The organism is uncultured Thiodictyon sp., assembly GCF_903946935.1.
Taxonomy (GTDB): Bacteria; Pseudomonadota; Gammaproteobacteria; order Chromatiales; family Chromatiaceae; genus Thiodictyon.
The window spans coordinates 1-21056 of the sequence record NZ_CAJAXH010000124.1; the positions used below are offsets into that span (position 1 = coordinate 1).

Annotated in this window: 19 protein-coding genes; 8 read left to right on the forward strand and 11 right to left on the reverse strand. The window is 66.3% G+C overall.

The features are described 5' to 3' along the window. Positions 1-311 precede the first annotated feature (311 nt). The 3 genes from QZX93_RS10980 (at position 312) to QZX93_RS10990 (ending at position 4658) form a co-directional block, all read left to right on the forward strand. Positions 312-452 carry a DUF3096 domain-containing protein gene (locus QZX93_RS10980; protein ID WP_295388384.1) on the forward strand — a complete coding sequence of 47 codons (141 nt, stop codon included), beginning with the start codon at positions 312-314 and terminating at the stop codon, positions 450-452. A gap of 204 nt (positions 453-656) precedes the next feature. Continuing rightward, positions 657-3431, forward strand: a complete 2775-nt coding sequence (locus tag QZX93_RS10985) for an AAA family ATPase (RefSeq protein ID WP_295388381.1) — start codon at positions 657-659, stop codon at positions 3429-3431. Positions 3432-3440: 9 nt separating this feature from the next. Beyond that, on the forward strand, positions 3441-4658 hold the full coding sequence (locus QZX93_RS10990; RefSeq protein ID WP_295388379.1) for an ATP-binding protein: 1218 nt from the start codon (positions 3441-3443) through the stop codon (positions 4656-4658). Between the two features lie 27 nt (positions 4659-4685). On the opposite strand, the gene QZX93_RS10995 is transcribed toward QZX93_RS10990, so the two are convergent. The 3 genes from QZX93_RS10995 to QZX93_RS11005 all read right to left on the reverse strand — a co-directional run bounded on the left by QZX93_RS10995 (position 4686) and on the right by QZX93_RS11005 (position 8259). Continuing rightward, positions 4686-6086 (reverse strand): sigma-54 dependent transcriptional regulator, encoded by a 1401-nt coding sequence (locus QZX93_RS10995; RefSeq protein WP_295394602.1) that lies wholly within the window; start codon positions 6084-6086, stop codon positions 4686-4688. Continuing rightward, positions 6079-7512: an ATP-binding protein gene (locus QZX93_RS11000; protein WP_295385876.1), complete on the reverse strand. Its 1434-nt coding sequence runs from the start codon at positions 7510-7512 to the stop codon at positions 6079-6081. Before QZX93_RS11000 ends, QZX93_RS10995 begins: the two co-directional genes overlap by 8 nt. Positions 7513-7620: 108 nt before the next feature. Next, positions 7621-8259, reverse strand: coding sequence for a DUF805 domain-containing protein (locus QZX93_RS11005; RefSeq protein ID WP_295385874.1), 639 nt, complete (start codon positions 8257-8259; stop codon positions 7621-7623). 140 nt (positions 8260-8399) lie between these two features. Here QZX93_RS11005 and QZX93_RS11010 point away from each other — a divergent pair, with 140 nt between their 5' ends. Continuing rightward, positions 8400-8741 (forward strand): Uma2 family endonuclease, encoded by a 342-nt coding sequence (locus QZX93_RS11010; protein WP_295385872.1) that lies wholly within the window; start codon positions 8400-8402, stop codon positions 8739-8741. A gap of 263 nt (positions 8742-9004) precedes the next feature. Here QZX93_RS11010 and QZX93_RS11015 read toward each other — a convergent pair whose 3' ends face one another. Next, positions 9005-9433 carry a hypothetical protein gene (locus QZX93_RS11015; RefSeq protein ID WP_295385870.1) on the reverse strand — a complete coding sequence of 143 codons (429 nt, stop codon included), beginning with the start codon at positions 9431-9433 and terminating at the stop codon, positions 9005-9007. 250 nt (positions 9434-9683) lie between these two features. Here QZX93_RS11015 and QZX93_RS11020 point away from each other — a divergent pair, with 250 nt between their 5' ends. Then, positions 9684-12341: a penicillin-binding protein 1A gene (locus QZX93_RS11020; RefSeq protein WP_295385868.1), complete on the forward strand. Its 2658-nt coding sequence runs from the start codon at positions 9684-9686 to the stop codon at positions 12339-12341. Positions 12342-12382: 41 nt separating this feature from the next. Here QZX93_RS11020 and QZX93_RS11025 read toward each other — a convergent pair whose 3' ends face one another. Beyond that, positions 12383-13273 (reverse strand): DUF6279 family lipoprotein, encoded by an 891-nt coding sequence (locus QZX93_RS11025; RefSeq protein WP_295385866.1) that lies wholly within the window; start codon positions 13271-13273, stop codon positions 12383-12385. A 94-nt stretch (positions 13274-13367) separates the two neighbouring features. Then, on the reverse strand, positions 13368-14138 hold the full coding sequence (locus QZX93_RS11030) for a DUF2189 domain-containing protein (protein ID WP_295385864.1): 771 nt from the start codon (positions 14136-14138) through the stop codon (positions 13368-13370). Positions 14139-14554: 416 nt separating this feature from the next. On the opposite strand from QZX93_RS11030, the gene QZX93_RS11035 reads away from it, so the two are divergent. Continuing rightward, positions 14555-15052, forward strand: a complete 498-nt coding sequence (locus tag QZX93_RS11035) for a L,D-transpeptidase (protein WP_295385862.1) — start codon at positions 14555-14557, stop codon at positions 15050-15052. A gap of 13 nt (positions 15053-15065) precedes the next feature. Here QZX93_RS11035 and glk read toward each other — a convergent pair whose 3' ends face one another. The 3 genes from glk to QZX93_RS11050 are packed head-to-tail and all read right to left on the reverse strand — an operon-like array spanning position 15066 to position 17442. Then, entirely contained in the window at positions 15066-16112 is a 1047-nt protein-coding gene (gene glk, locus QZX93_RS11040; RefSeq protein WP_295385860.1) for a glucokinase, read from the reverse strand. Positions 16113-16166: 54 nt separating this feature from the next. Next, positions 16167-16631 carry a hypothetical protein gene (locus QZX93_RS11045; protein ID WP_295385858.1) on the reverse strand — a complete coding sequence of 155 codons (465 nt, stop codon included), beginning with the start codon at positions 16629-16631 and terminating at the stop codon, positions 16167-16169. A 16-nt stretch (positions 16632-16647) separates the two neighbouring features. Next, on the reverse strand, positions 16648-17442 hold the full coding sequence (locus tag QZX93_RS11050) for a response regulator (protein ID WP_295385856.1): 795 nt from the start codon (positions 17440-17442) through the stop codon (positions 16648-16650). A gap of 325 nt (positions 17443-17767) precedes the next feature. On the opposite strand from QZX93_RS11050, the gene QZX93_RS11055 reads away from it, so the two are divergent. Both QZX93_RS11055 and gorA read left to right on the forward strand, forming a co-directional pair. Next, positions 17768-18502: a glutathione peroxidase gene (locus QZX93_RS11055; protein ID WP_295385854.1), complete on the forward strand. Its 735-nt coding sequence runs from the start codon at positions 17768-17770 to the stop codon at positions 18500-18502. Positions 18503-18768: 266 nt separating this feature from the next. After that, positions 18769-20163 (forward strand): glutathione-disulfide reductase, encoded by a 1395-nt coding sequence (gene gorA / locus QZX93_RS11060; RefSeq protein ID WP_295394605.1) that lies wholly within the window; start codon positions 18769-18771, stop codon positions 20161-20163. 231 nt (positions 20164-20394) lie between these two features. Here the strand turns inward: gorA and QZX93_RS11065 are convergent, their stop codons facing one another. Both QZX93_RS11065 and ihfA read right to left on the reverse strand, forming a co-directional pair. Continuing rightward, positions 20395-20772, reverse strand: a complete 378-nt coding sequence (locus tag QZX93_RS11065) for a MerR family transcriptional regulator (protein ID WP_295385850.1) — start codon at positions 20770-20772, stop codon at positions 20395-20397. Further along, positions 20750-21052, reverse strand: a complete 303-nt coding sequence (gene ihfA, locus QZX93_RS11070) for an integration host factor subunit alpha (RefSeq protein ID WP_100921365.1) — start codon at positions 21050-21052, stop codon at positions 20750-20752. Before ihfA ends, QZX93_RS11065 begins: the two co-directional genes overlap by 23 nt. Positions 21053-21056 lie beyond the last annotated feature (4 nt).

A 21056-nucleotide genomic window follows, 5' to 3' on the forward strand; every position in this document is an offset into this window, starting at 1 on the left:
CGCCCTACGGGCTCCCTGCGTTTCCTCCCCCAGCGCGTCGACCAGAACGTGTTTCACATGCGTTGCCATCGGTGATCTCCTTCAGACCGCCCTACAGTAATTTAACCGGGGGGTGCTGTCTCACCTACATTGGCACAGAGCGCGAGCGTGTGGGTGGTGGATCGGCGGGCCTTGACGATAGGGACTCCTGACCGTGAGACTGTCCGACAGTTCCGGGTGGTGCCGGCTCGCGGCCGAGCCTTCAACGTGCCGCGGGGTCGCACCCCTCCGGGCTCGTCAGCGCAAACCAATCTCAACCCTGGAGCCACGCCATGAGCATCATGATCCTCTCGCCCCTGCTGTCTCTGCTCGCCGGAGTCGCCATCCTGATCTGGCCGAAACTGCTGAACTACATCGTCGCCATCTATCTGATCTTTTTCGGTATCCTGGGTATCCTGATCCAGCTTCAATGATTCAGGGACAACGGTCGGGGCGCGTCGATCGCGCGCCCCGCCACTGTCCGACTCCCAGCGGCCCGGCGTCCAAGGACCTCGGCGACAGCGCCGAGCAGGCCAAGGCGCATGGTCAAGGCCCGCATTGAGGCGGCCCGCACCAAGGTGTATCTTGGCCCACGAACCGAACTCTAGACCGCAGCCCAAGAGGGCCGTAACGAAGCCATGACACTCGAACCGGCGGAACGCTGGGACGACGAGGTTCCCGGAACCCGCTGGTTCCGTGCCGACCTGCACCTGCACACCCTGGATGACCCCTACGTTGCGCTGCCGCCGGGCATTGAGGGTGAGCGCGACGACCCCGCCGTGCTGCGTGCCTTCGCTGAACGGTTCCTAGATGCGGCGGTCGAGCAGGGGATCGAGGTCCTGGGGCTAACGCCCCATGCGGCGTGCATCGATCACGGTGTGTCTGCGGCCTGGACTATCGTCGAGACTTGGCGCAATGAGCGCCAAGCTTCCACCGGTCGTGCCTATCGAGACCTGGTCTACGCAGTCTATCCGGGCTTTGAGCCGAATTTTGCCGACGGCAATAAGGGCATTCACCTGATCTTTCTCTTCGACCCCACCGTCGGGAAGCGCCGCTACCTCGATGCCTTCAACGGGATCATGGGGGCACACGCCGCCTATGAAGGACCGAGACTGAACCTGGTGCAGAAGCGCCCTGCCGATGCCTTTAAGGAGTTGGACGCACCAAAGGCGGTCGGGAAACGAAACTACATTGTCGTTGCCCCGCATCCGCTGCGCGAGAACGGGCTGTTGTCACGCCCGGATCATTACATCGCCGATCTCGCCGGAGGTCGTATACATGCCGCCGAGCTGCGACGGGACATGACGCTCGATGAAGACCTGGCCGAAAGCCCGAAGCTGCGGCACGCCTTCGAGAGGACTCGTATTGCGCTCTATCACACCAGCGATGCCATCAAGCTGGCCGACCCCGGCGCGGCGCCCGCCGAGCGAGCGCTCGGCTACCGCTTTGCGCTCATCAAACTCGCCAGCCCCACCTTGGAGGCGCTTCGCCAAGCCTTTCTCGGTCGGGACTCCAGGCTGCGCATTCCGTATATCAGGGACGCGGCCGGCCAGTTTGTTCTGGACCCCAATCTGCCGGTTTCGATACCCGAGGGACCTGACGCCAGGCCCTGGATCCGCGAGATCCGGGTGCATGGAGGCGCCTCCTTTCTGCGCGACCAGACCTTCAGGCTGAGCCCGGATCTCACCTGCATCATCGGCGGCAGCATGACCGGCAAATCGACCCTGCTGGATGGGCTACGGCTGGTCGTCGGCGGCGAGCGGGCGATGCCGGACCGGGCGACGTCGGTCGGGCGCGATGCCCTGGCGCGGGCCAGGGATGGGTTCCTGTCGGGTGGCACCCAGGTCGAGATGGAAAGTCCGGCTGGCGATCTCGCGCGGCCGGTGGCGGAGCGGTTCACCCCACGCTTCTTCTCGCAGGGGGAGTTGAAGTCCCTGGCCGACGACGACGACGGTATCGAGCACCTGCTGTTCCATCTCGTCCCAGGGCGTGGCGCCGCGCTCCTGGCGCAGCGGGACGCGCTTCGGGACTTGGATCGGCGTGTTGCCGACGCGGTGCCGTGGCTGACCCGTCTCCTGGGCCAAGTTGCGGAGGCCGAACAGGAGTTCCAGCGCACGGCAGACGCCCGCGAGGCGATGAAGCAGTTCGAGCAAGCCGGCACCGCGGCCTTGCCGCCCGCTCAGCAAGATGCCGGGCGGGCAAAGACCTTCGCGTCCGACGTGCGGGACCAGACCGAGCGCGCCCGGGAGACGGCGGAGGCGATTGGTGCTCTCGATGTCCCGATGCTCAACAGCCCGGAGATCAGGGCGCTCCTTTCCCCACCAATGCCGCAGGACGCGGCCGATGCGGCATCGCTGTTGAACATGGCGAAGACCCGGGCAGGGGCGGTGGTGGCAGCCTTGGCGACCCTTGGTGGGATTGCCGCTGCGAGCGAGACCGCGGCGAACACTCGCCTTGCACAGTTGACCGCACAGGTTCAGGCCGCGCTGGTCGCTGCCGGGCGCAGCGCGAGCGATCTTAACCAGTTCGATGCCTATGCCAAGACCGCCCAGCACTACGACAGCTTCTTGGCTGCGCTCCAGGGGAAAAAGCAGGAATTCAAGGAGGCAAGGGATAGGTTCAACGCCGATCTCACCGAACGGGATACCTTGGTGACCGCCCATCGCGCTGCTATCACCCAGGTCTGCGGCGAGGTGGAGGCCCGATTCGCGGGCCGGGTGTTGGTGGCCGTCGACCCGGAGGGGAGACGCGGCCCGCTGGAGTCTTGGGTGCTTGGGTTGCGCAATCAGGGGATCACCCGTTGGTGGAACAGCGGTGGGGCACAGTCAGCCACGCCGACGAAGCTACGCACCGTCATTGAAGCGTTCACCGAGCCGGACCCGGCGGCAGCGCAGGTTCAGGCCAAGGCACTCGGGATGCCCGACGCCGTCGCGACGTCATTCTTTGAGCAGATCGCGCCCTGGGCGCGCCAGTTAGAGGTTTGGGCACTGCGAAGCCCAGACCGCTATCGCATCCGCTGGGTGGAGGATGGCGCCCCGAAGGATCTGAAGGGTCTGTCCGGTGGGCGCCGGGTCGCGGTGCTGCTCTCGCTGATCCTGGAGAGCGATGATCCCACGCCTTTGTTCGTCGACCAACCCGAGGACGAGTTGGATAACCGTTTCTTGAACGAAACCATCATCCCGGCCCTGCATCGATTGAAGGGCAAGCGGCAAGTGGTGTTCGCCACGCACAACGCGAACCTGGTGGTCAATCGCGACGCGGACCAGGTCATCGCATTGGAAGCAGACGCGGAACATGGCAGGGTCGACGCCACCGGTGCCATCGAGGATGATGCGATCCGCAGTGCCATCCTCCGCACGCTCGACGGCGGCGACGCGGCGTTTCGTCTGCGCCGAAAAAAGTACGGTTACTAGGGGACTATCGTGGATTGGATCGACGTGCTGCAGAGAATCCAGGCTGGCGAGGACGCCCAGACTGAGTTGGGGCGCTTGCGCTCATTTGGTGACAAGGATTGGCAGGAGGCGGTGTGCGCCTTTGCCAATACGCAAGGCGGGCTCGTCATCCTCGGCGTCACGGACGACCGGGCTATCGACGGTGTGCCCATGGACCCCAAGGAGGTGCAGGAGCGCCTCAGCAACGTCCTGCACAATACCTTCAACGCCCCGCTTCAGGCCCGCCTGGGATACCACCAGGACCCGAACGGATGGGTCCACTGGATCGAGGTCGCTGGTGTCCGCGGCCCTGAGCCGCTCCGGCACAAGGGCCGCGTGCTCGTTCGTGGAAACCGCGGAAACCGCGAACCGTCAGCGAGCGAATTGCAGGAGCTCTACAACACCTTCGGCCTGGTCTTCACCGAGGAGCGCGTCGTCCCGGGCACCGGCGCCGACGACATCGACGCCGGGTCGTTCCGGGCTTACATGCGGCGCAGGGGCGTGGATGGCGAGCAACTGCCGTTGGAGGTGGACCTGTTCAACCGGGAGCTCCTCGACCGCGACTTCAACGGCGATTTAAGGGCGACCCTGTTCGGGTTGATGTGCTTTGGCAAGGCCCCTCAGCAGTATGCCCCAACGCGCAACCTATGGGTCGATCTGGTCGCTTACGCCGGCACCGACCGGGGGGACGATGTCATGCTCGCCGGCGAGGGGCGTGGCCGACTGGATGAGCAGGTAACGCACGCGGAGGCTTGGCTCACATCCCTTGGGCGCCATGAGCGCTATGCCGGGATGCAGCGCGCGGATCTTTGGCCGGTGCCGCTGGCCGCCTTCCGGGAGTGCCTGGTCAACGCGGTGGCGCATCGGGACTACGCCATTCTCGGGGCGCGGATACTGGTGGAGGTCTTCGACGACCGGCTCGTCGTCACCAGCCCGGGCGCCTTGCCGAACCACAAGCGGCCCGCGTCGGTACTCGCCGGCGGCACACCGCGCTCCCGCAATGAGGCGATGGCGAGCTTCCTGTTCGATCTCGGCCTCATGGAGCAGCGCGGCAGCGGCTATCCGCGTATAACACGGGCGATGCGGCAGTTCAACGGGACCGCCCCTCACCTGGAGCAGGACCGCGAAGAACGCTGGGTTAGGGTGACGCTGTGGCGGACCCCACCGGAAGCCGTCGCACCGACCGATGCGATGCCGGCCAGGCAATGACGGCGCGAAACGGGCCTAGCCCAGCACTCAGTCACTCACCTTCAACCCATACTTCTGCACCCGATACCGCAGCTTCTCCCGGGTGGTCCCGAGGACCCGCGCCGTGAGGCTGACGTTCTCGGCGTTGCGTAGCAGCACTTCGCTGAGAATGGTGCGCTCCATGGCGTCGAGGCTCAGGCTGCCATCCAGCGGCAGGCAGAGGCGATTCTCTTCGGTGACGGCCCCCGGCGGCTGGCCGGTCGCGGCGCCGGTGGCGTCATCCAGGTGCAGCCAACGCTCGGGGAAGACCGGGCCGTCGGCGAGCAGGACGCAGCGCTCGACCAGGTTTCTGAGCTCGCGCACGTTGCCGGGCCAATCGTAGGCGCTGAGCCGGCCCCAGACGACGGCCGGGATGGTCTCGACGCGATGCCCGGAGCGGGCGTTGAACTCCTGGATCAAGACGGGCAGCAGGTCTTCCAGGTCCTGTTTGCGGCTGCGCAGCGTGGGCACATCAAGGCGGAAGACGGCGAGGCGGTGGTAGAGGTCGGCGCGGAAGGCGCCGTCGGCCACTTGTTGTTCGATGCGCTGATTGGTCGCGGCAATGACCTGGAGATCGATCTCCAGCTCGCGCTCGCCGCCGACCCGGCGGATGCGCCGGTCCTCGATCGCCTTCAGCAGCTTGGCCTGGAGGTCCAGCTCCAGCTCGCCCAGTTCGTCCAGGAAGAGGGTGCCGCCGTGCGCCTGCTCGAGGAGTCCGCGCCGCCGGCCCTTGGCGCCGGTGAAGGCGCCCGCTTCATGGCCGAACAGCTCGGCCTCCATGAGGTCTCTGGGCAGGGCCGCACAATTGACCTCGATGAGGGGACCGGCGGCCCGCGGGCCGGTGTGGTGCAGGATGCGCGCCAGCAGTCCCTTGCCGGTGCCGGTCTCGCCGGTGATTACGAGCCCGGAGAAGGGCACCTGCGCGAGCCGCTCGAGCAGGTCGCGCACCTCGCGCGCCGCCGGGCTGTGACCGATGAAGGCCTGGGGCGAATAGCGGTCGCCCCGCTCGCGCGCCTCGTCGCGCAGCCGGCGTTGGGCCCGGGCGCTGCGCGCGGCGCCGGCGACGACGAGCCGCAGCCGTTCCAGCTCGCAGGGTTTCTCCAGGAAGTCGAAGGCGCCGAGCTTGAGCGCCCGCACGGACTCGGGGATGCCGCCATAGGCGGTCAGGAAGATCCACTCCCCGCTGATCCCGCGGCCGCGGACCCGCTCCAGCAGGTCCAGGGCATTGCCGTCCGGCAGGTTCATGTCGGAGAGCACGACCAGGGGATCGAGGTTGCGCTCGCACAGTAAGCGCTGCGCTGCGGCCAGATCGACGGCCTGCACGGCATCCCAGCCGCTCGCGGCCAGCCCGGCGCACAGCTCGGCGCCCAGCAGGCGTTCGTCCTCGATGACCAGCAGGGTGTCAGGCATGGGGGTGCGCTCCGGTGGGGGATCGGCAGGGCAGACGCAGGGTGACGGCGGCGCCCTGCGGTGGCTGGTTGGCGAGCTGCAGTGCGCCGTCGTGATCGCGCACGAAGCGGCGCACCATGGCGAGTCCCAGGCCGGTGCCGCCCGGGCGGCTGGTGGCGAAGGGGCGGATGCCGGCGCGCAGCAGGTCCTCGGGAAGGCCGGGACCGGAGTCGGTGACACTGATCGCCAGCGTGCCGTCCGTCAGGCCGGCGGCGATCTGGATGCGACCCGCACCCGGCATCGCCTGAACGGCATTCAGGACCAGATTGAGCAGGGCCTGACGCAGTCCGGCGGCGGGCAGGAGGCAGCGCAGATCGCTCGGGGCCTGGGCCTCGATCACGATCCGCTCCGGGATCTGGTAACGCAGGAGGATCAGCAACTCATTGATGAGCTGGTCGACGGCGACGGCCTCCAGCGGCTCGGGCCGATGGCGCGCGGCGTCGACTTGGCTGGTGAGCAGGTGGTTCACGCGCTTGAGCTCATCGATCACCGCGGCGATCCGCGCCGCGTGCTCACCCTCGCCCAGCGCCCGGTGGAGTGTCCCGCACGCCATCTGGATGCCGGCGAGCGGGTTGCGCAGTTCGTGCGCCAGACCGGCAGAGACGGCGCCCACGGCGGCCAGGCGTTCGGCGCGGCCCAACTCGCGGCTCTGGGCGAGTAGGGCCGCGGTGGCCTGGCGCACCTCTCGCTCCAGGGTCTGCTCGCGGTCTCGATGCTCGGCCTCCAGGGCCTGCAGGCGGGCGACCAGCGCGTTATAGCTGTGAAAGGCGGGGTGCGCCACGGCGTCGATCGTCGCCAGGATCGCCTCGGGGACGGGGCGGTAGTCCCGTCTGGCGAGGCGGGCGAGCAGGTCCTCGAGTGCCCGTAGCGGCTGTTTGACGCGGCCGCGGATGAAGAACAGAAAGGCACCAAGCAGGAGTGGAGCGATCAGCAGCAGCACGGCCGTCAATTGGATCTCCGCGCGGGTGTCCGCGCTGATCCGCGTCAGGAGCCAGGCGTGTCGCTCGCGCTCGCCGGCAAGCACCACACGCAGTTGGGTGAGTGTCTCCAACAGCACGTCGATGGGGTTGGCATCGGCAGCGCCGAGCCGCGCACCGATCTGGGTCAGACGCTGGAGCGTCTGCGGGTGCAGCGCACCCTCGAGACGGGCGATCTCCTGGACCTGATCGCGCAGCTCGGCGAGCCTCGCGCGCTCGACCCGCGTCCCGCGCAGGCCCTTCAGCAGCGTCTGCTCCATGTCTAATCCAACGTCCTCAATCCTCTCGATATGAGCGAGGTGTACCTCAATGGGACCCAGCCGTTCCACGCCGCGCCAGGAGACGACGAGCATGACGATCAGGACCGCAATGACCAGGGCGACCGATATCCACAGCGGCAGCCAAAACATCCGCCGCACCGCGGGTGCGTAGGGTTTGGGACTACCCGCGAGCGGGCCCTGATTGCTATTAGACCGCACCACGGCGGCGCCGGCCTCCCTACCGGCGCCCCGCCCGCGTCAATGCATCCCGTGCGCCTGGTAATCGACGAGCGCCGGCATGGTAATGGCGGCGATGATCCCGCCGACGAATCCCAACACGATTAGCACGATGTAGATGATGCCGACGACCTGCTCCCAGCTCGCTGTCGGGCGTGGCGGGCCGAAACGGTTGGCCGCGTCGTCGCCGCGCTTGAACAGGAGCACGAGGAAGGCGATCAGATTGGCCAAGGGCACGATAAACATCAGGCACCACCAACCGGAGGCGTTGATATCGTGGAAGCGGCGGATGGTGAGGATCACCCCGAGCACCGCCATGATCAGATAGGGTATACCCATCGCGATCATCCCGACGATCGGGACCGCGGCGTTCGGGGCCGCATCGGGCTGCGGCATCGCCACCAGACCCAGTAGGCCCAAGATGACGACGAGGGCGGCGACGACGACGCTGCCGACGAATCCCAGCACCAGACTCCACGCCAGCCAACTCAGGCGCGTGAAGCGGCCGTTCGGATCGAAGGGACTGGTGCTGTCGACCGCCGTCGGCGCGGGGCGGGTCACATCACTGCGGGGGCTTGCGTAGGGATTGCTCTTATCCATGGTCGGGTTCCTGCGGGGCTTGAGGTGGATGAGGTCGATCCGCACCGGGAGTCTCAGCATTTGGCCGGTTCTGTACACCCGGGCGCCAGCGAATTAGGCCCCATCGCTTCGCCGGACGCAAGACTTGGGCGCAACAACTTGACGCCGCGCGGCGCTCGCCCTAGCGTTGCATGCACCAACCTCATGACCGTCCAAGCCTCATGCCCACCGCGACCATCCTGCACCAACTGAGCCCGCGCGACTACCTGCTGGGCAAGCGCGACGGCGAGCGACGTCATGAGTATCGCAACGGCGAGGTCGTCGCCATGTCGGGCGGCTCCCGCGCGCACAACCTGTTGACCACGCGGGTAGCCCGCCTGTTGGGCAATCACCTGGAGGGCGGTCCTTGCCGCGTCTATCAGTCCGCTATGAAGGTGCGTATCGAGGCGGCTAACCGCTTCTATTCCCAGGTGATGACCGTCGCCCACTCGGGGCGTTTCTTTAAGGACTGGCAAGGGATCAGCACTGAACTGGTCCCGTCCAGCTTATACAGGGTCGCGTAACAGATGCCGGCGATAGAGTCGACCGTGTATACGATGTTGCCGAGCAGGCGCTCCCCCACATAAACGCCATTGGCGAACTTGGTGACCGATGGGAATTTATCAGCTGGTAATTTGTCAGCCGCGTCAGCGCCCCGCGCCATCGCGAAGATAAAGAGCAACAACATGAAATGACGCATTGCAGTCGATCCCAGAACCATCGGCGGTTGAGGCCCAAGCGACCCGATTATCCGGGCGCGACGGGTGGTCACGCAACCGCGTGTGTACTACTGACCGGTTGGCGCCTGCACGCCATGATCCGACAACCAGCGCAGATCGAGTGTCCAGGCCACCTTTTTGACATCAGGCAGGGCGCCGACCAGGTCCATCGCCCGTTTTTGGGACTGCACCAGCTCTGCCTGGGCCTTGATCATCGCCGGGTCCTCCTGGCCCTTGCCGCCCAGTTCCGGGTGGATGATCTGCACGAACTGGTACGCCGGGATGGCGGATGAGCGGGGGGTCAAGAGGGTCGCGACGCCGTTTTCCATCGACACGGCACGGAATTGGTAGGGGTAGTTCGCGACCAGCGGGTCCGCTGCCAACAGTTGGTTGATTTCCCAGACGCGCGGTTGCCAGGTCGAGCGCGCCCAGAGGACGACGGCCACTACGGCGAGGATGCCGATGCCAAGGCTGTATTTGCGTGTGAAGCTGTCCATGGGGTTCTCCAGATTGAGGGAACGGTTGGATTTAGGGCAAGTTAGTGCAGCGGCACCCCATCCGCATTGAAGATCCGCAGAGCATCCCAGCGATCCGCTGCCGCCGCGGGCCGGGCTAGCCGCGCCAACGGACGCCAGCGGACCCGTAATCGTACGTTAGCCGAGCGCTTCCTGGTGTAAAATCGCCCATATTCCGAAAGTCCCTGAGGTTCGACCCGGTGCCGTGCGGCGCGGGCGGCTGGAGTTGAGTGTGCAAGAAGAGACCCGCAACCAGGCCCCCGGGGCGAACGCGACCGCCCCATCGGGCCAGCCGCCCGTCGCCGGCATTCCCCGGCTCGGGTCCGGAGCCGAGGCCGCGGTGGCGGCTGCCCCGGAGCCGGCCAAACGCGCGCCGCCCGCCGCCGTCAAGCAGCCGCCGCTTCCGCCTCGCCCCAGACGTCGGCCGCGCTCGGTTTTCGGCTGGTTTCTCCGCTACCTGGCCGTTCTGGGCGCACCGCTGCAACTGCTGACCCTGGGCCTGTTCGCGGCGGTGGCCTTCGTCGACGTGACCCTGCCCGACCTGCCCGACGTGAAGCAGGGGTTGAGCCAGGTCCAACTCCAGGAGCCGCTGCGTGTCTATAGCGCAGACGGCGCCCTGATGGCCGAGTTCGGGGTGGAGCGGCGCCAGCCGCTCTCCTACCCGGAGTTTCCGCCGCTGCTGATCAAGGCCTTCCTGGCGACCGAGGACAGCCGCTTCTTCGAACACGGCGGGGTCGACTTCATCGGCATGAGTCGCGCACTCCTGAATTTCGCTTCCACCGGCATCAAGGCCCAGGGCGGCAGCACCATCACTATGCAGGTGACCAGGAACTTCTTCCTGTCTCCGGAGAAGACCTTCAAGCGCAAACTGGCCGAGGTCCTGCTGACACTGCGTGTGGAAAAAACCCTGACCAAGGAGCAAATTCTCGAGCTCTATCTGAACCAGATCTTCTTCGGGCATCGTGCCTACGGCGTCGCGGCAGCCGCCACCCTCTATTACGCGAAGGACTTGGCGCAACTCGATGTCGCCCAGATGGCCATGCTGGCCGGGATCCCGAAGGCCCCCTCGTCCAACAACCCGGTGAGCAACCCGCCACGGGCACTGGAGCGGCGCAACTATATCCTGGGGCGGATGCGCGAACTCGGGTTCATCGACCAGACCCAATACGAGACGGCGGTACAGACCCCGGATGTCGCCCAACTCCACGGCACCCAGGTGGACCTGGATGCCGGCTATATGGCGGAGATGGTGCGCCAGGAGATCGCCGATTATTACGGCGCAGACGCCGCCAAGGAGGGTCTGCGCGTGACCACCACCATCGACTCGCACCTGCAGCTGGCCGCCCAGAACGCCGTGCGCAAGGCGCTGCGTCAATACGAGCGGCGTCACGGCTATCGCGGACCCGAGGCACGGGTGGATCTGGCAGGTGCCTCGGAGGCCGATATGGACGCCTATCTGGATAGCGTGGCCCAGGTCACCGGTCTGGAGGCCGGCCTGGTGACTGGTTTCGACTTCGCCGGGGTGGGCCAGGTCTATATCGGCGGCGGGCGCCGGATCACCCTGGGGCTCAGCCAGGTCAAATGGGCGCGGGCCTTCAAGAATGCCGGCTGGCGCGGCCCTGAACTGCGGCGAGTGGCCGACGTGCTGTCCAAGGGGGACCTGATTCGGGTACGCCTGGACCAACAAGGCAATTGGGAACTGAGCCCCATTCCGGCGGTGACCGGGATACTGGTAACCGTCGCCCCGCGGGATGGGGCGATTCTGGCCATGGTCAGCGGGTATGACTACACGGAGAAGAGTCAATTCAACCGGGCGGTGGACATGCGCCGCCAGCCGGGCTCCAGTTTCAAGCCATTCATCTATGCCTCCGCGCTGAACAAGGGCTGGACGCCGGTCAGTATCGTTAAAGATACCGCGATCAGGATCGGAGACTGGACCCCGCAGGATTCGGATCGGCGCGAGTTAGGGGCGATCCCGATGCGCAAGGCCCTGGCACTGTCACGCAACCTGGCCGCCATCAACCTGTTGCAGAGCGTCGGGGTCGATTATGCCGCGCGGTTTGCCCGCCGCTTCGGGTTTGAAGTCGATCCCAAGTTACTTGGGCCCACCATGGCCCTGGGGACCATCGAGACCTCACCGGTGAAGATGGCGGAGGCCTATTCGGTCTTCGCCAACGGCGGTTACCATGTCCTACCCTACTATATCTCGCGTATAGAGAACGCCAATGGGGACGTGATCTACCAGGCGGAGCCACCACACGCCTGCTCGGATTGCTGGTTTCGCACCGGGACTGACAAGCCGGCGCGCACCGCGGGCACGGCGGGTGACAACAATCTGGCCGAGCAGGTCATCGACCCGCGCATCGCCTACCAGATGACCTCCATGCTGCGCGGCGTCGTCGAACACGGGACCGCCACCCGGGCCCTGCGCCTGGGTCGCAGCGACATCGTCGGCAAGACCGGCACCACCAACGACATCCGCGACTCCTGGTTCTGCGGTTTCCAGGCCGACTTTGTGACCGTCGCCTGGATGGGCTTCGACGACAACGAAAAGCTCGGTCGCGGTGAGGAGGGCGGTCGGGCGGCCCTGAGCATGTGGACCGATTATATGGAGACGGCACTCAAGGACAAGCCGGTGGCCAAGCTCGAGGCACCCCCGGGCATGGTCAAGGTGAAGGTCGATGGCCGCCGCGGGGTCGAGACCCCATTCGGCGGCGATGCGACCGAGGAGGTGATGGAGGAGTACCGACTGATGCTCATGGGTCCGGACCCGGAGCCCGACACGGGTGTGTCGGCCGCGCCAACGCGGAAAAGACCGACCGCCGCCAAACCAGTCGCAGCGAAACCCAAGCCGCGGGTCTCGCCGAGGTCGGTGGACGACCTGTTCTGAACACCGCGCGAGTCATACGAGCCCGCGCCGGTGCGGCGTGCTCAGGCGCGACAACTCACGGGGACCATGCGCGGGGCATTCTGGAGACGCATGAGGCTGTCGCGCAGCGCCGCCAGGCGGTCAGTCAGGCGCTTGCGCTGGGCCCGGTCGAGGGTGGCCCCGAGACGGACCAGGATTGCCTCCACGGTCTTCAAGAGTTGGTCCTCGGCGCTGACCAGGGGTGGCGTCAGGTCCCGGTACTCCACCAGCCAAACCGTCAGAAAGTCCCGGATGGCGGCCTCATTCGCCCCGGCGCGTAACAGCGCGATCAGCTCCTTGCGCTTGTGGGTGCGATACTCCAAAACCGCCACCGAGGTATCCGGCATCGGGGCGCTCACCTGCTCCACCAGCGCCCGTTGGGAGGCCCGCAGGGGGCCGGTCCACTCCTCTATCCGCTCGATGTAACGCCCCGTGCGCTTGCGCACTTGCCGGGCGCTGTCGCGCAGGTCGGGACGGTTGCGGGCCTTTGCGTACTCGGCCGCGAAGCGCTGGTCAAGGGCGCGCACCTGCGCCGGGGTCAACTGTGCGAGCAGGGGCGCCGCGGCCCCCACGGCGAGCCTGGCATGGCGCCGGTAGAGATCGACGAAGGCGTTGGTGAGACAGTGTGCGTTGGTCGCATCGAAGCCCTCGCTGGCAGCCTTGCGGAAGGCCTCGAAAAAGCCGGCGAGTTGGGGCAACTCCGCGACGCGATGGGTGTCGAGCGCGGCCTTGAGGCGCGGCTCCCACTGCGCCAACTGCTCGCTGTCCAGGTTCAGATAGTCATCGGCATAGTTCTTGATTAAGAAGGGCGCGGTACCGTAGGCGAGCTGGATGGCGCTGCATCCGGGCAGGCCCAGCAGGGTTGCGAGCAACGTCAGGAGCAGCGTGCGGGTGAGGGCGCGGGGCCGGTTCATGGTGGCTTCCTGGGTCGTGCTGGCTGAGAGATTGCCTTCCCTGGCGCGGAATTGCGGCGTCCCAGCCGGGATGACGGCGCGCGGCTAGTCCAGTCTAGCGGACCAAATCGCGGTAGGCATGCCAGGTCGCGTGCCCCAGCAACGGAAACACCACGACCATACCGACCAGGTAGGTGGCGAAGCCGATGGCCACCAGGGTCACGATGAGCACCGACCACACGATCATGGCCGGGATATCGTCGAGCAGGACACGCCGGCTGGTGCTGATGGCGGTCGGCGCATCGACATCGCGATCGATGATCAACGGCACGGAAACGACCGACCCCGCGAAGACCGCGGCCGCCAGGCTACCGCCGATGACAACATAGGCAACGGCCTGAGCCAGGGTCATCTGATCGAGCACGCCGCCCCAGAGCGTGCCGCTGACGCTGGGCCCGGCGCTGCCCAAGGCGAGACCGAGGATCAGGGTCGAGACGGCGAACCACAGTGCGCCAACGATCAGCAGGCCGGCGGCAAAGCGCACCAGCGCCTCACGATGACGCCCGAGCACCGACAGCGAGGCGTCGAAATCCACTGACTCACCCGCGGCCCGGCGTCGCGACAGCTCGCACAGACCCGCCGTCAGCAGCGGCCCCACCAACAGGAAGCCGGTAATGCTGCCCGCGATCAGGTAGGGATGGTGCCAAAAGCCGAGAATGATCGCCCCCATCACCGACACCATCAGCCCGTAGGCCAGACTGGCGCCGGGCGAGTGGCGCAGATCGCCGACGCCCCGCCACAACCAAACCAGGGGTCTTATCACTGAAACACGGCTAACGGGAAAAGGCTCGACGTCGAACCCGCTCAAGTGACTTAGGGTAGTCATGATCGTTCCTCCGAATGCTAGTTATCGTGTGCCGTGGTAACGGCGTTTGCCGAGACATTACCCCCTACCGGAAAGGTAAAGAGGGCGACAGGAGCCACGCCGGCTCAGTCTCCCGCGCTGAACTTGGTCGCCCATTTTCCGTGGTTGCGCAGGGGACACATCCTCCTGAAACCCTTGACAGGGCCTCGATAGCGGGCATTTTGGGGCAGTCTATTGCCAAACAAAGGCACCAAACCAAGGCCGGGCTCATTCTTGCAGACGCCCCAGGGGATTAGTGCCGGCATTGCCGGGGCAGTCGCCGGGGCGCGATGCTTGGGGTCCGACGGCCAACGCGACCGGGCGGGCGCTCGACCGGTCCGTTTCGCTATAATGGAAAACATCGTTTCTTTTACGCCGATAATTTTGCCCTAAGTAGCATGATCGTGGCCTCTCGCATCCTCATCGTGATCGCCACCCAGACGCTGACGCGGCTCGCCGGCGGGCGGGTGATGGCCGAGTATTCGGTCTCGACCGGGCTGAATGGCGTCGGGGAGTTGCAGGGAAGCGGCTGCACGCCGCGCGGGCTGCACCGGGTACGGCTGCGCATCGGGGCGGACTGCCCGGTCGGGACCGTGTTTCGCGCCCGGCGGCCCACCGGCGAGGTCTATGGCCCGGCGCTGGCCGCAGCCTACCCCGATCGGGACTGGATCTTGACCCGCATCCTCTGGCTCACCGGGTGCGAGAGCGGCCGCAACCGCGGTGGTCAGATGGACACGCTGCGCCGTTTCATCTACATCCACGGTTGCCCGGATATAGCGCCCATGGGCTCACCGCGCTCGCACGGCTGCATCCGCATGCGCAACGCCGATCTGGTGGAACTGTTCGACGCCACGGCGGTGGGGACCCAGGTGGAGATCCGCGAGTGCGAACCCTGACCTGAGTGACCCCTTATGTGGGATCGGTCGCAGGGACATGCCCGTCCTGAGTTAACCGCAGTGCCGCCGCCCCGCGGACCGCACAGATGTAGCGCGCGGCCCCGAGCAAGGGCGTGTCCGTGCGCAGGATGACCCGCACTGGCATGCGCCGCATCAGGGGCTCCATCCGCCCCTTGGCGAAGAAGCCATCCAGGAAACGGCTGGCAGTCAAGACCGCCAGGTTCTTCGGCGCGATGCCGCCGCCCAGATAGACACCGCCGAGGGCCAGGTGCTTGAGGCCCATATTGCCGGCCTCGCGTCCGTAGAGGCCGAAGAAGAGTTCCATGGTCTCGACACAGACCGGACAGCGGCCCGCGGCGGCCGCCGCGGCGATGGCGGCGGCCCGATCGCCGGCGGCGAACTCAGCCGCCAGCCAATCGGGGGTCGCCGCCCGGTGCCGGTCCAGGAAGAATTCGTAGAGATTGCCGATCCCCATCCCGGAGGCGACACGCTCCCAGCTCACGCGACCGAAGCGTTGCTGTAGATAGCCCAGCAGGGCGAACTCGCGCTCGTCCACCGGCGCAAAGTCGGTGTGACCGCCCTCGGTGGCAAAGGGGTGATGGCGGGCGCCGTCCCAGAACAGACCGGCCTCGCCCAACCCGGTGCCGGCGGCCACCACGCAGGCATTACCCGGGCCGGGCTCGCCCGGGTGCAGGACCGCCAGGTCGTCGGGGCCCAGGGCGCGAACCCCCCAGGCCACCGCCTCCAGGTCGTTGAGTAGCCCGACCGCCCGGAAGTCCAGGAGGTGTTCGAACAGGTCCGCGTCGATCTCCCACGGCAGGTTGGTGGTCCGGCAGTGCCGACCCTCCACCGGGCCGGCAACGGCGAAGGCGCCGAAGGGACAGTCACGCGGCGGGGACTGCCCGGTCTCCTCAAGGTACGCAATGACGAGCGACTCCAGTGAATCGAAGTCGCCGCTGGGATAGCGGCGCACCTCCCGCAGGGTGACCGCCGTGCCATCGGTCTCGGCGACGCCGAGCCCGGTCTTGGTGCCGCCGATATCGCCGACCAATACGCGCATGGATAGAGCCTCCGGTGTCTAATTTGCGGACAATACTCTTTCTGCACTGAGAATTCATCGCGAGGTCGCGAAACGAAACGGCGCGACGAGTAGTCCGTCGGGCGTGCTCAGGAGCACCCGCGCCTCCCAGGTCATGCGGCGGCGCACGCACACCGGCAGCATGCCTTGCCCCCGATAGAGACCGGCTCCCGCGGGGACCAGGGACGGGCGGTTATAGCCCATGTCCATGTCGACCCCAACCAGGTCCAAGGCCACTGCGTCGGCGGCCACACCGCGGGTGGTTACCCGCAACTCCAGTGGCCTGGCCAGCGGGAGCCCCCGGGGCTCCATGTCCAGGGTCACCTCGCCCCCACCGGCAAAGCGCCCGGTGCAGGGACCGGCACGCAGATCGCAGTCAGGGTCGGGAACCGCCAGCCGGGCCGCATCAGGGAGCGCCAGCGGCCTGAACTTGAGGGACACGACACCCAGGATGGCCGCGATCAGCGCAATCAGCAGGCCCCACAGGATGCGATTCGCCATTACATCAGGTCGCGGGTCAGGGCACGACAGGATCGGGCGCCGATGCCCCATATTCGGCGCGCAACAGGTCGCAGGTCACGGCGACCAACCGGCGCACCTGCGGCATCAACTCATCGAGACGCGCCCCATCCCCGGCCCGGCCGCTCAGTTCCATCTCGTGTACCGCCTGGCGCAGGGCCATGGCGCCGAAGGTCCCGGAGCTACCCTTGAGTGCATGGGCCTCCTCGGCCGCACCGAGCGCGTCACCCGCCACCACCCGCGCCTGGAGCAGCGCGAGTCGGCGCTCGGTCTCCTGCAGAAAGGTCATCAGGATCTCGGGCAGCAACTCGGCACCGACGTCCTCCTCCAGTTGCGCCAGGGTGCGCCGATTCACCAACGGGGGGGCAACACCGGGGCGCACGTTCAGGCCCCAGGTGGGGTCATCGGCCGCATCCAACCAATGGGCCACCGCTTCCAGCAAGTCCAGGCGGTCGACCGGCATGGTCAAAAAGGCGTCCAGACCGGCAGCGAGGCAGCGGTCACGGTCCGCCACGTCGAGCGTTACAGTCAGCCCCAGGATCGGCAGATCCCCCTGCGGGTAGGGCAGTCGGCGGATGGCGCGGGTGGTCTCCATCCCGTCGCGGCCCGGCAGGTCCAAGACCAGCAGGACCAATGCGTAGCCACCGGACGCGGCAGACTGGAGCGCCTGCGGGCCATCCGGCACCGCGTCCACGGCGTAACCTGCCTGAGCGAGCGGCGCGCCGACCGACCCCCAGGTGGCAGGGCTGTCGGCGGCCAGCAGGATACGGTGTCGCGTGTCGATAGTATTCAAGTCGCTGCTCCAAATCGACCAGGGGCGGCGCGGCGCCGACCCGGATCACTTAGCGGGAGTATCGCACCATTGGGGGTCACACATCGGCGCCTCAGGTTTTCTTCTCGGCAGGCCGGAGGCCAACCCGGCCTCTGCGTGCATCTTAGCCCGCGGCACCGCCCGCGCTCCAATCCCAACAGATTGGCAAAAACGATCATTCCGATACTTACAATCCATTTTGCAGATAACCCCGCCCTCAGTATAGTGTGCGACATGGAGCGGCCGTACCCGCCGCCAACCTTCCGACGAGCCCCGGCTCCCCCTACCAACCCAGGAGACCACAACAATGTTTGAAGATCGTACCGGAAAGCGTGTCCCGCAGGTAATCTTCCATACCCGTCAGGGGAGCGAGTGGGTGGATGTGACCACCGATCAGCTGTTTGCAGGCAAGACCGTGGCGGTCTTCTCCCTGCCCGGGGCCTACACCCCGACCTGTTCCTCGTCCCATGTACCGCGCTACAACAAGCTGGCCCCGGCCCTCAAGGCCCACGGCGTGGACACGGTGGCCTGCGTCTCGGTCAACGACACCTTCGTCATGAACGCCTGGCAGAAGGACGAGCGGGCCGACGCCATTACCTTCATCCCGGACGGCAACGGCGACTTCACCGCCGGCATGGGCCTCTTGGTCGACAAGGACGACCTGGGCTTCGGCAAGCGCTCCTGGCGCTACTCCATGTTGGTGCGCGACGGGGTGATCGAGAAGATGTTCATCGAGCCGGACCTGCCGGGTGACCCCTTCCAGGTCTCCGACGCCGATACCATGCTCGCCTACCTGGCCCCGGACGCGCCAAAGCCGCTGGACGCGACGGTCTTCACCCGCGAAGGCTGCCCCTTCTGCGCCAAGGCCAAGGCGGCGCTGCACGACGCTGGCATCGTCTTCGAGGAACTGGTGCTCAACCGCGATTACACTGACCAGACCCTGCGCGCGGTGGCCAAGGCGTCCAGCGTGCCCCAGGTCTTCATCAACGGCGAGCACATCGGCGGCTCGGACAAAGTGGCCGAGTGGCTGGCCAAGCGCTAGGCGGCCTGAGGACCGCTCGCGATAAGTCGGCAAGGATGCCGGCGGAGCGCATTCACCCGTTGCGTGCGGGTACTTGAGACCGGGCTACCCCCGGAGCGCGCCGATCTCACGCCAAGACGCCAAGACACCAAGAATATTCAGTGCAATATCAACACTTAGGCCCCACCCGTCGGTTGCCTGGGATTGAACCGACCATCTGTTTTTTTCTTGGCGTCTTGGCGTCTTGGCGTGAGACACTTTACTGATACCCTCAGGAGTACCACGCAATGAGTCAACACTTTGATCTGATCGCCATCGGCGGCGGCAGCGGCGGACTGGCGGTGGCGGAGCGGGCTGCCCAATTGGGGCGCCGGGTCGCGCTGATCGATCCCGGACCGCTCGGCGGCACCTGCGTCAATCAAGGCTGTGTGCCGAAGAAGGTCATGTGGTACGCCGCGAACCTGGCCCAGGCCGTGCGGGACGGTGGCGGTTTCGGGGTGGGCGCGCAGCCCGGCGCCTTCGATTGGCCGGCGCTGGTCGCCGGGCGCAACCGCTTCGTCGAGCGCATCAACAATTACTGGGACGGCTACGTCAAGCACGAGGGAATCACCCATCTGCGCGGTCTCGGGCACCTGGTCGATGACCGCACCCTGGAGGTCGACGGCAATCGCTACACTGCCGACCACATCGTGATCGCGACCGGCAGCCGCCCACTGGTCCCACGGATGCCTGGGGCCGAACTCGGCATCACCTCGGACGGCTTCTTTGCACTGAAGGAGCAGCCGCGCCGGGTGGCGATCATCGGCGGCGGCTATGTCGGGGTCGAACTCGCCGGGGTGCTGCGCGCCCTGGGCTCCGAGGTCACGGTGGTCGCGCTGGAGGACCGGGTGCTGTGGCTGTTCGATCCAATGGTCAGTGAGACACTGGGACAGACCATGGAGCAGGAGGGCGTCCGCCTGCACCTGGAGTTTGCGGTCGCCGCCCTGGAGCAACGCGACGACGGTCTCGCTCTGGTCCCGCGCACCGGTGAGCCACTCACCGGCTTCGATACGGTCATCTGGGCCGTAGGCCGGGCGCCCAACAGCGCCGGCCTGGGTCTGGACGCGGCGAAGGTAGAGACCCAGCCCAACGGGATCATCAAGGTAGACGCCTATCAGAACACCAATGTACCCGGCATCTATGCCATTGGTGACATCGCTGGCCGCGAGCCGCTGACCCCGGTGGCAGTCGCCGCCGGCCGGCGACTGGCCCGGCGCCTGTTCGGCGATGAGCCGAACCTCAAGCTCGACTACGAAAACGTCCCCACCGTGGTCTTCTCGCACCCACCAGTCGGCCGGGTCGGGCTCACCGAACCCGAGGCCCGCGCCCGCTACGGCGACACCCTCACCGTCTATGAGACCCGCTTCACCCCGATGCGCTATGCCCTGAACGCGCACGGACCCGAAACCGCGATGAAACTGGTGTGCGCCGGCCCCGAGGAACGGGTGGTGGGCATCCACCTGATCGGCGACGGGGTCGATGAGATGCTCCAAGGATTCGCCGTCGCACTCAAGATGGGCGCCACCAAGGCCGACCTGGACGACACGGTGGCCATCCACCCGACCAGCGCCGAGGAACTGGTGACGCTGAAGGTTCCTGTACGTCGACCAGGTGAGAACCCCGGCGCGGCGCCGGGGGAATAACTCACGCCAAGGCGCCAAGCTCGCCAAGGCTTTTCAGTGCGTTATCAGCGTCGCGCCAATCGCCCTGCGGGTGATCTGGGCAGTGGCGCTACCCGATTGTATTTCTTGGCGAGCTTGGCGCCTTGGCGTGAGCGATTCCCGGGTTTAGGTTTATCTGCATGACCCGCCGCGCGGCGGATAATGCACACAAAAACCTTGTCAAGATCGTGGCATTGGCGTGAGAGAGTCGGGCTAGCGCCGCAGCACGTGCAGGATCTCCTCCAGCTCCAGGCGCATCTGCCGCAGCACCTGGTGGGTCTGGCTCAGGTCGTGTTTAGCGCCCTCCCCGCTCAATTGCTGCCGGGCACCGCCGATGGTAAAACCCTGATCGTAGAGCAAGGAGCGGATCTGGCGCACCATCAGTACATCGTGTCGCTGGTAGTAGCGGCGGTTACCGCGTCGCTTGACCGGCTTCAACTGGGGGAATTCCTGCTCCCAATAGCGCAACACGTGCGGCTTGACGCCACACAGCTCGCTCACCTCACCGATGGTGAAATAGCGCTTGCCGGGGATCGGCGGCAGTTCGCCGGACCCGGGCTCTTCGGTGCTATTGCTGCTCGTGTCCAGCATAGGCTTCCACCCGCGCTTTGAGCTTCTGGCCGGGGCGGAAGGTCACCACACGGCGGGCGGTGATGGGGATCTCCTCACCGGTCTTCGGATTGCGCCCAGGGCGCTCCTTTTTCTCGCGCAGATCGAAGTTCCCGAACCCCGAGAGCTTCACCTGTTCGCCGCGCTCAAGGGCCTTGCGGATCTCCTCGAAGAAGCTCTCGACGATGTCTTTGGCCTCACGCTTGTTGAGCCCGAGCTCTTCAAACAGGTGTTCTGCCATATCAGCCTTAGTCAACGCCATACCA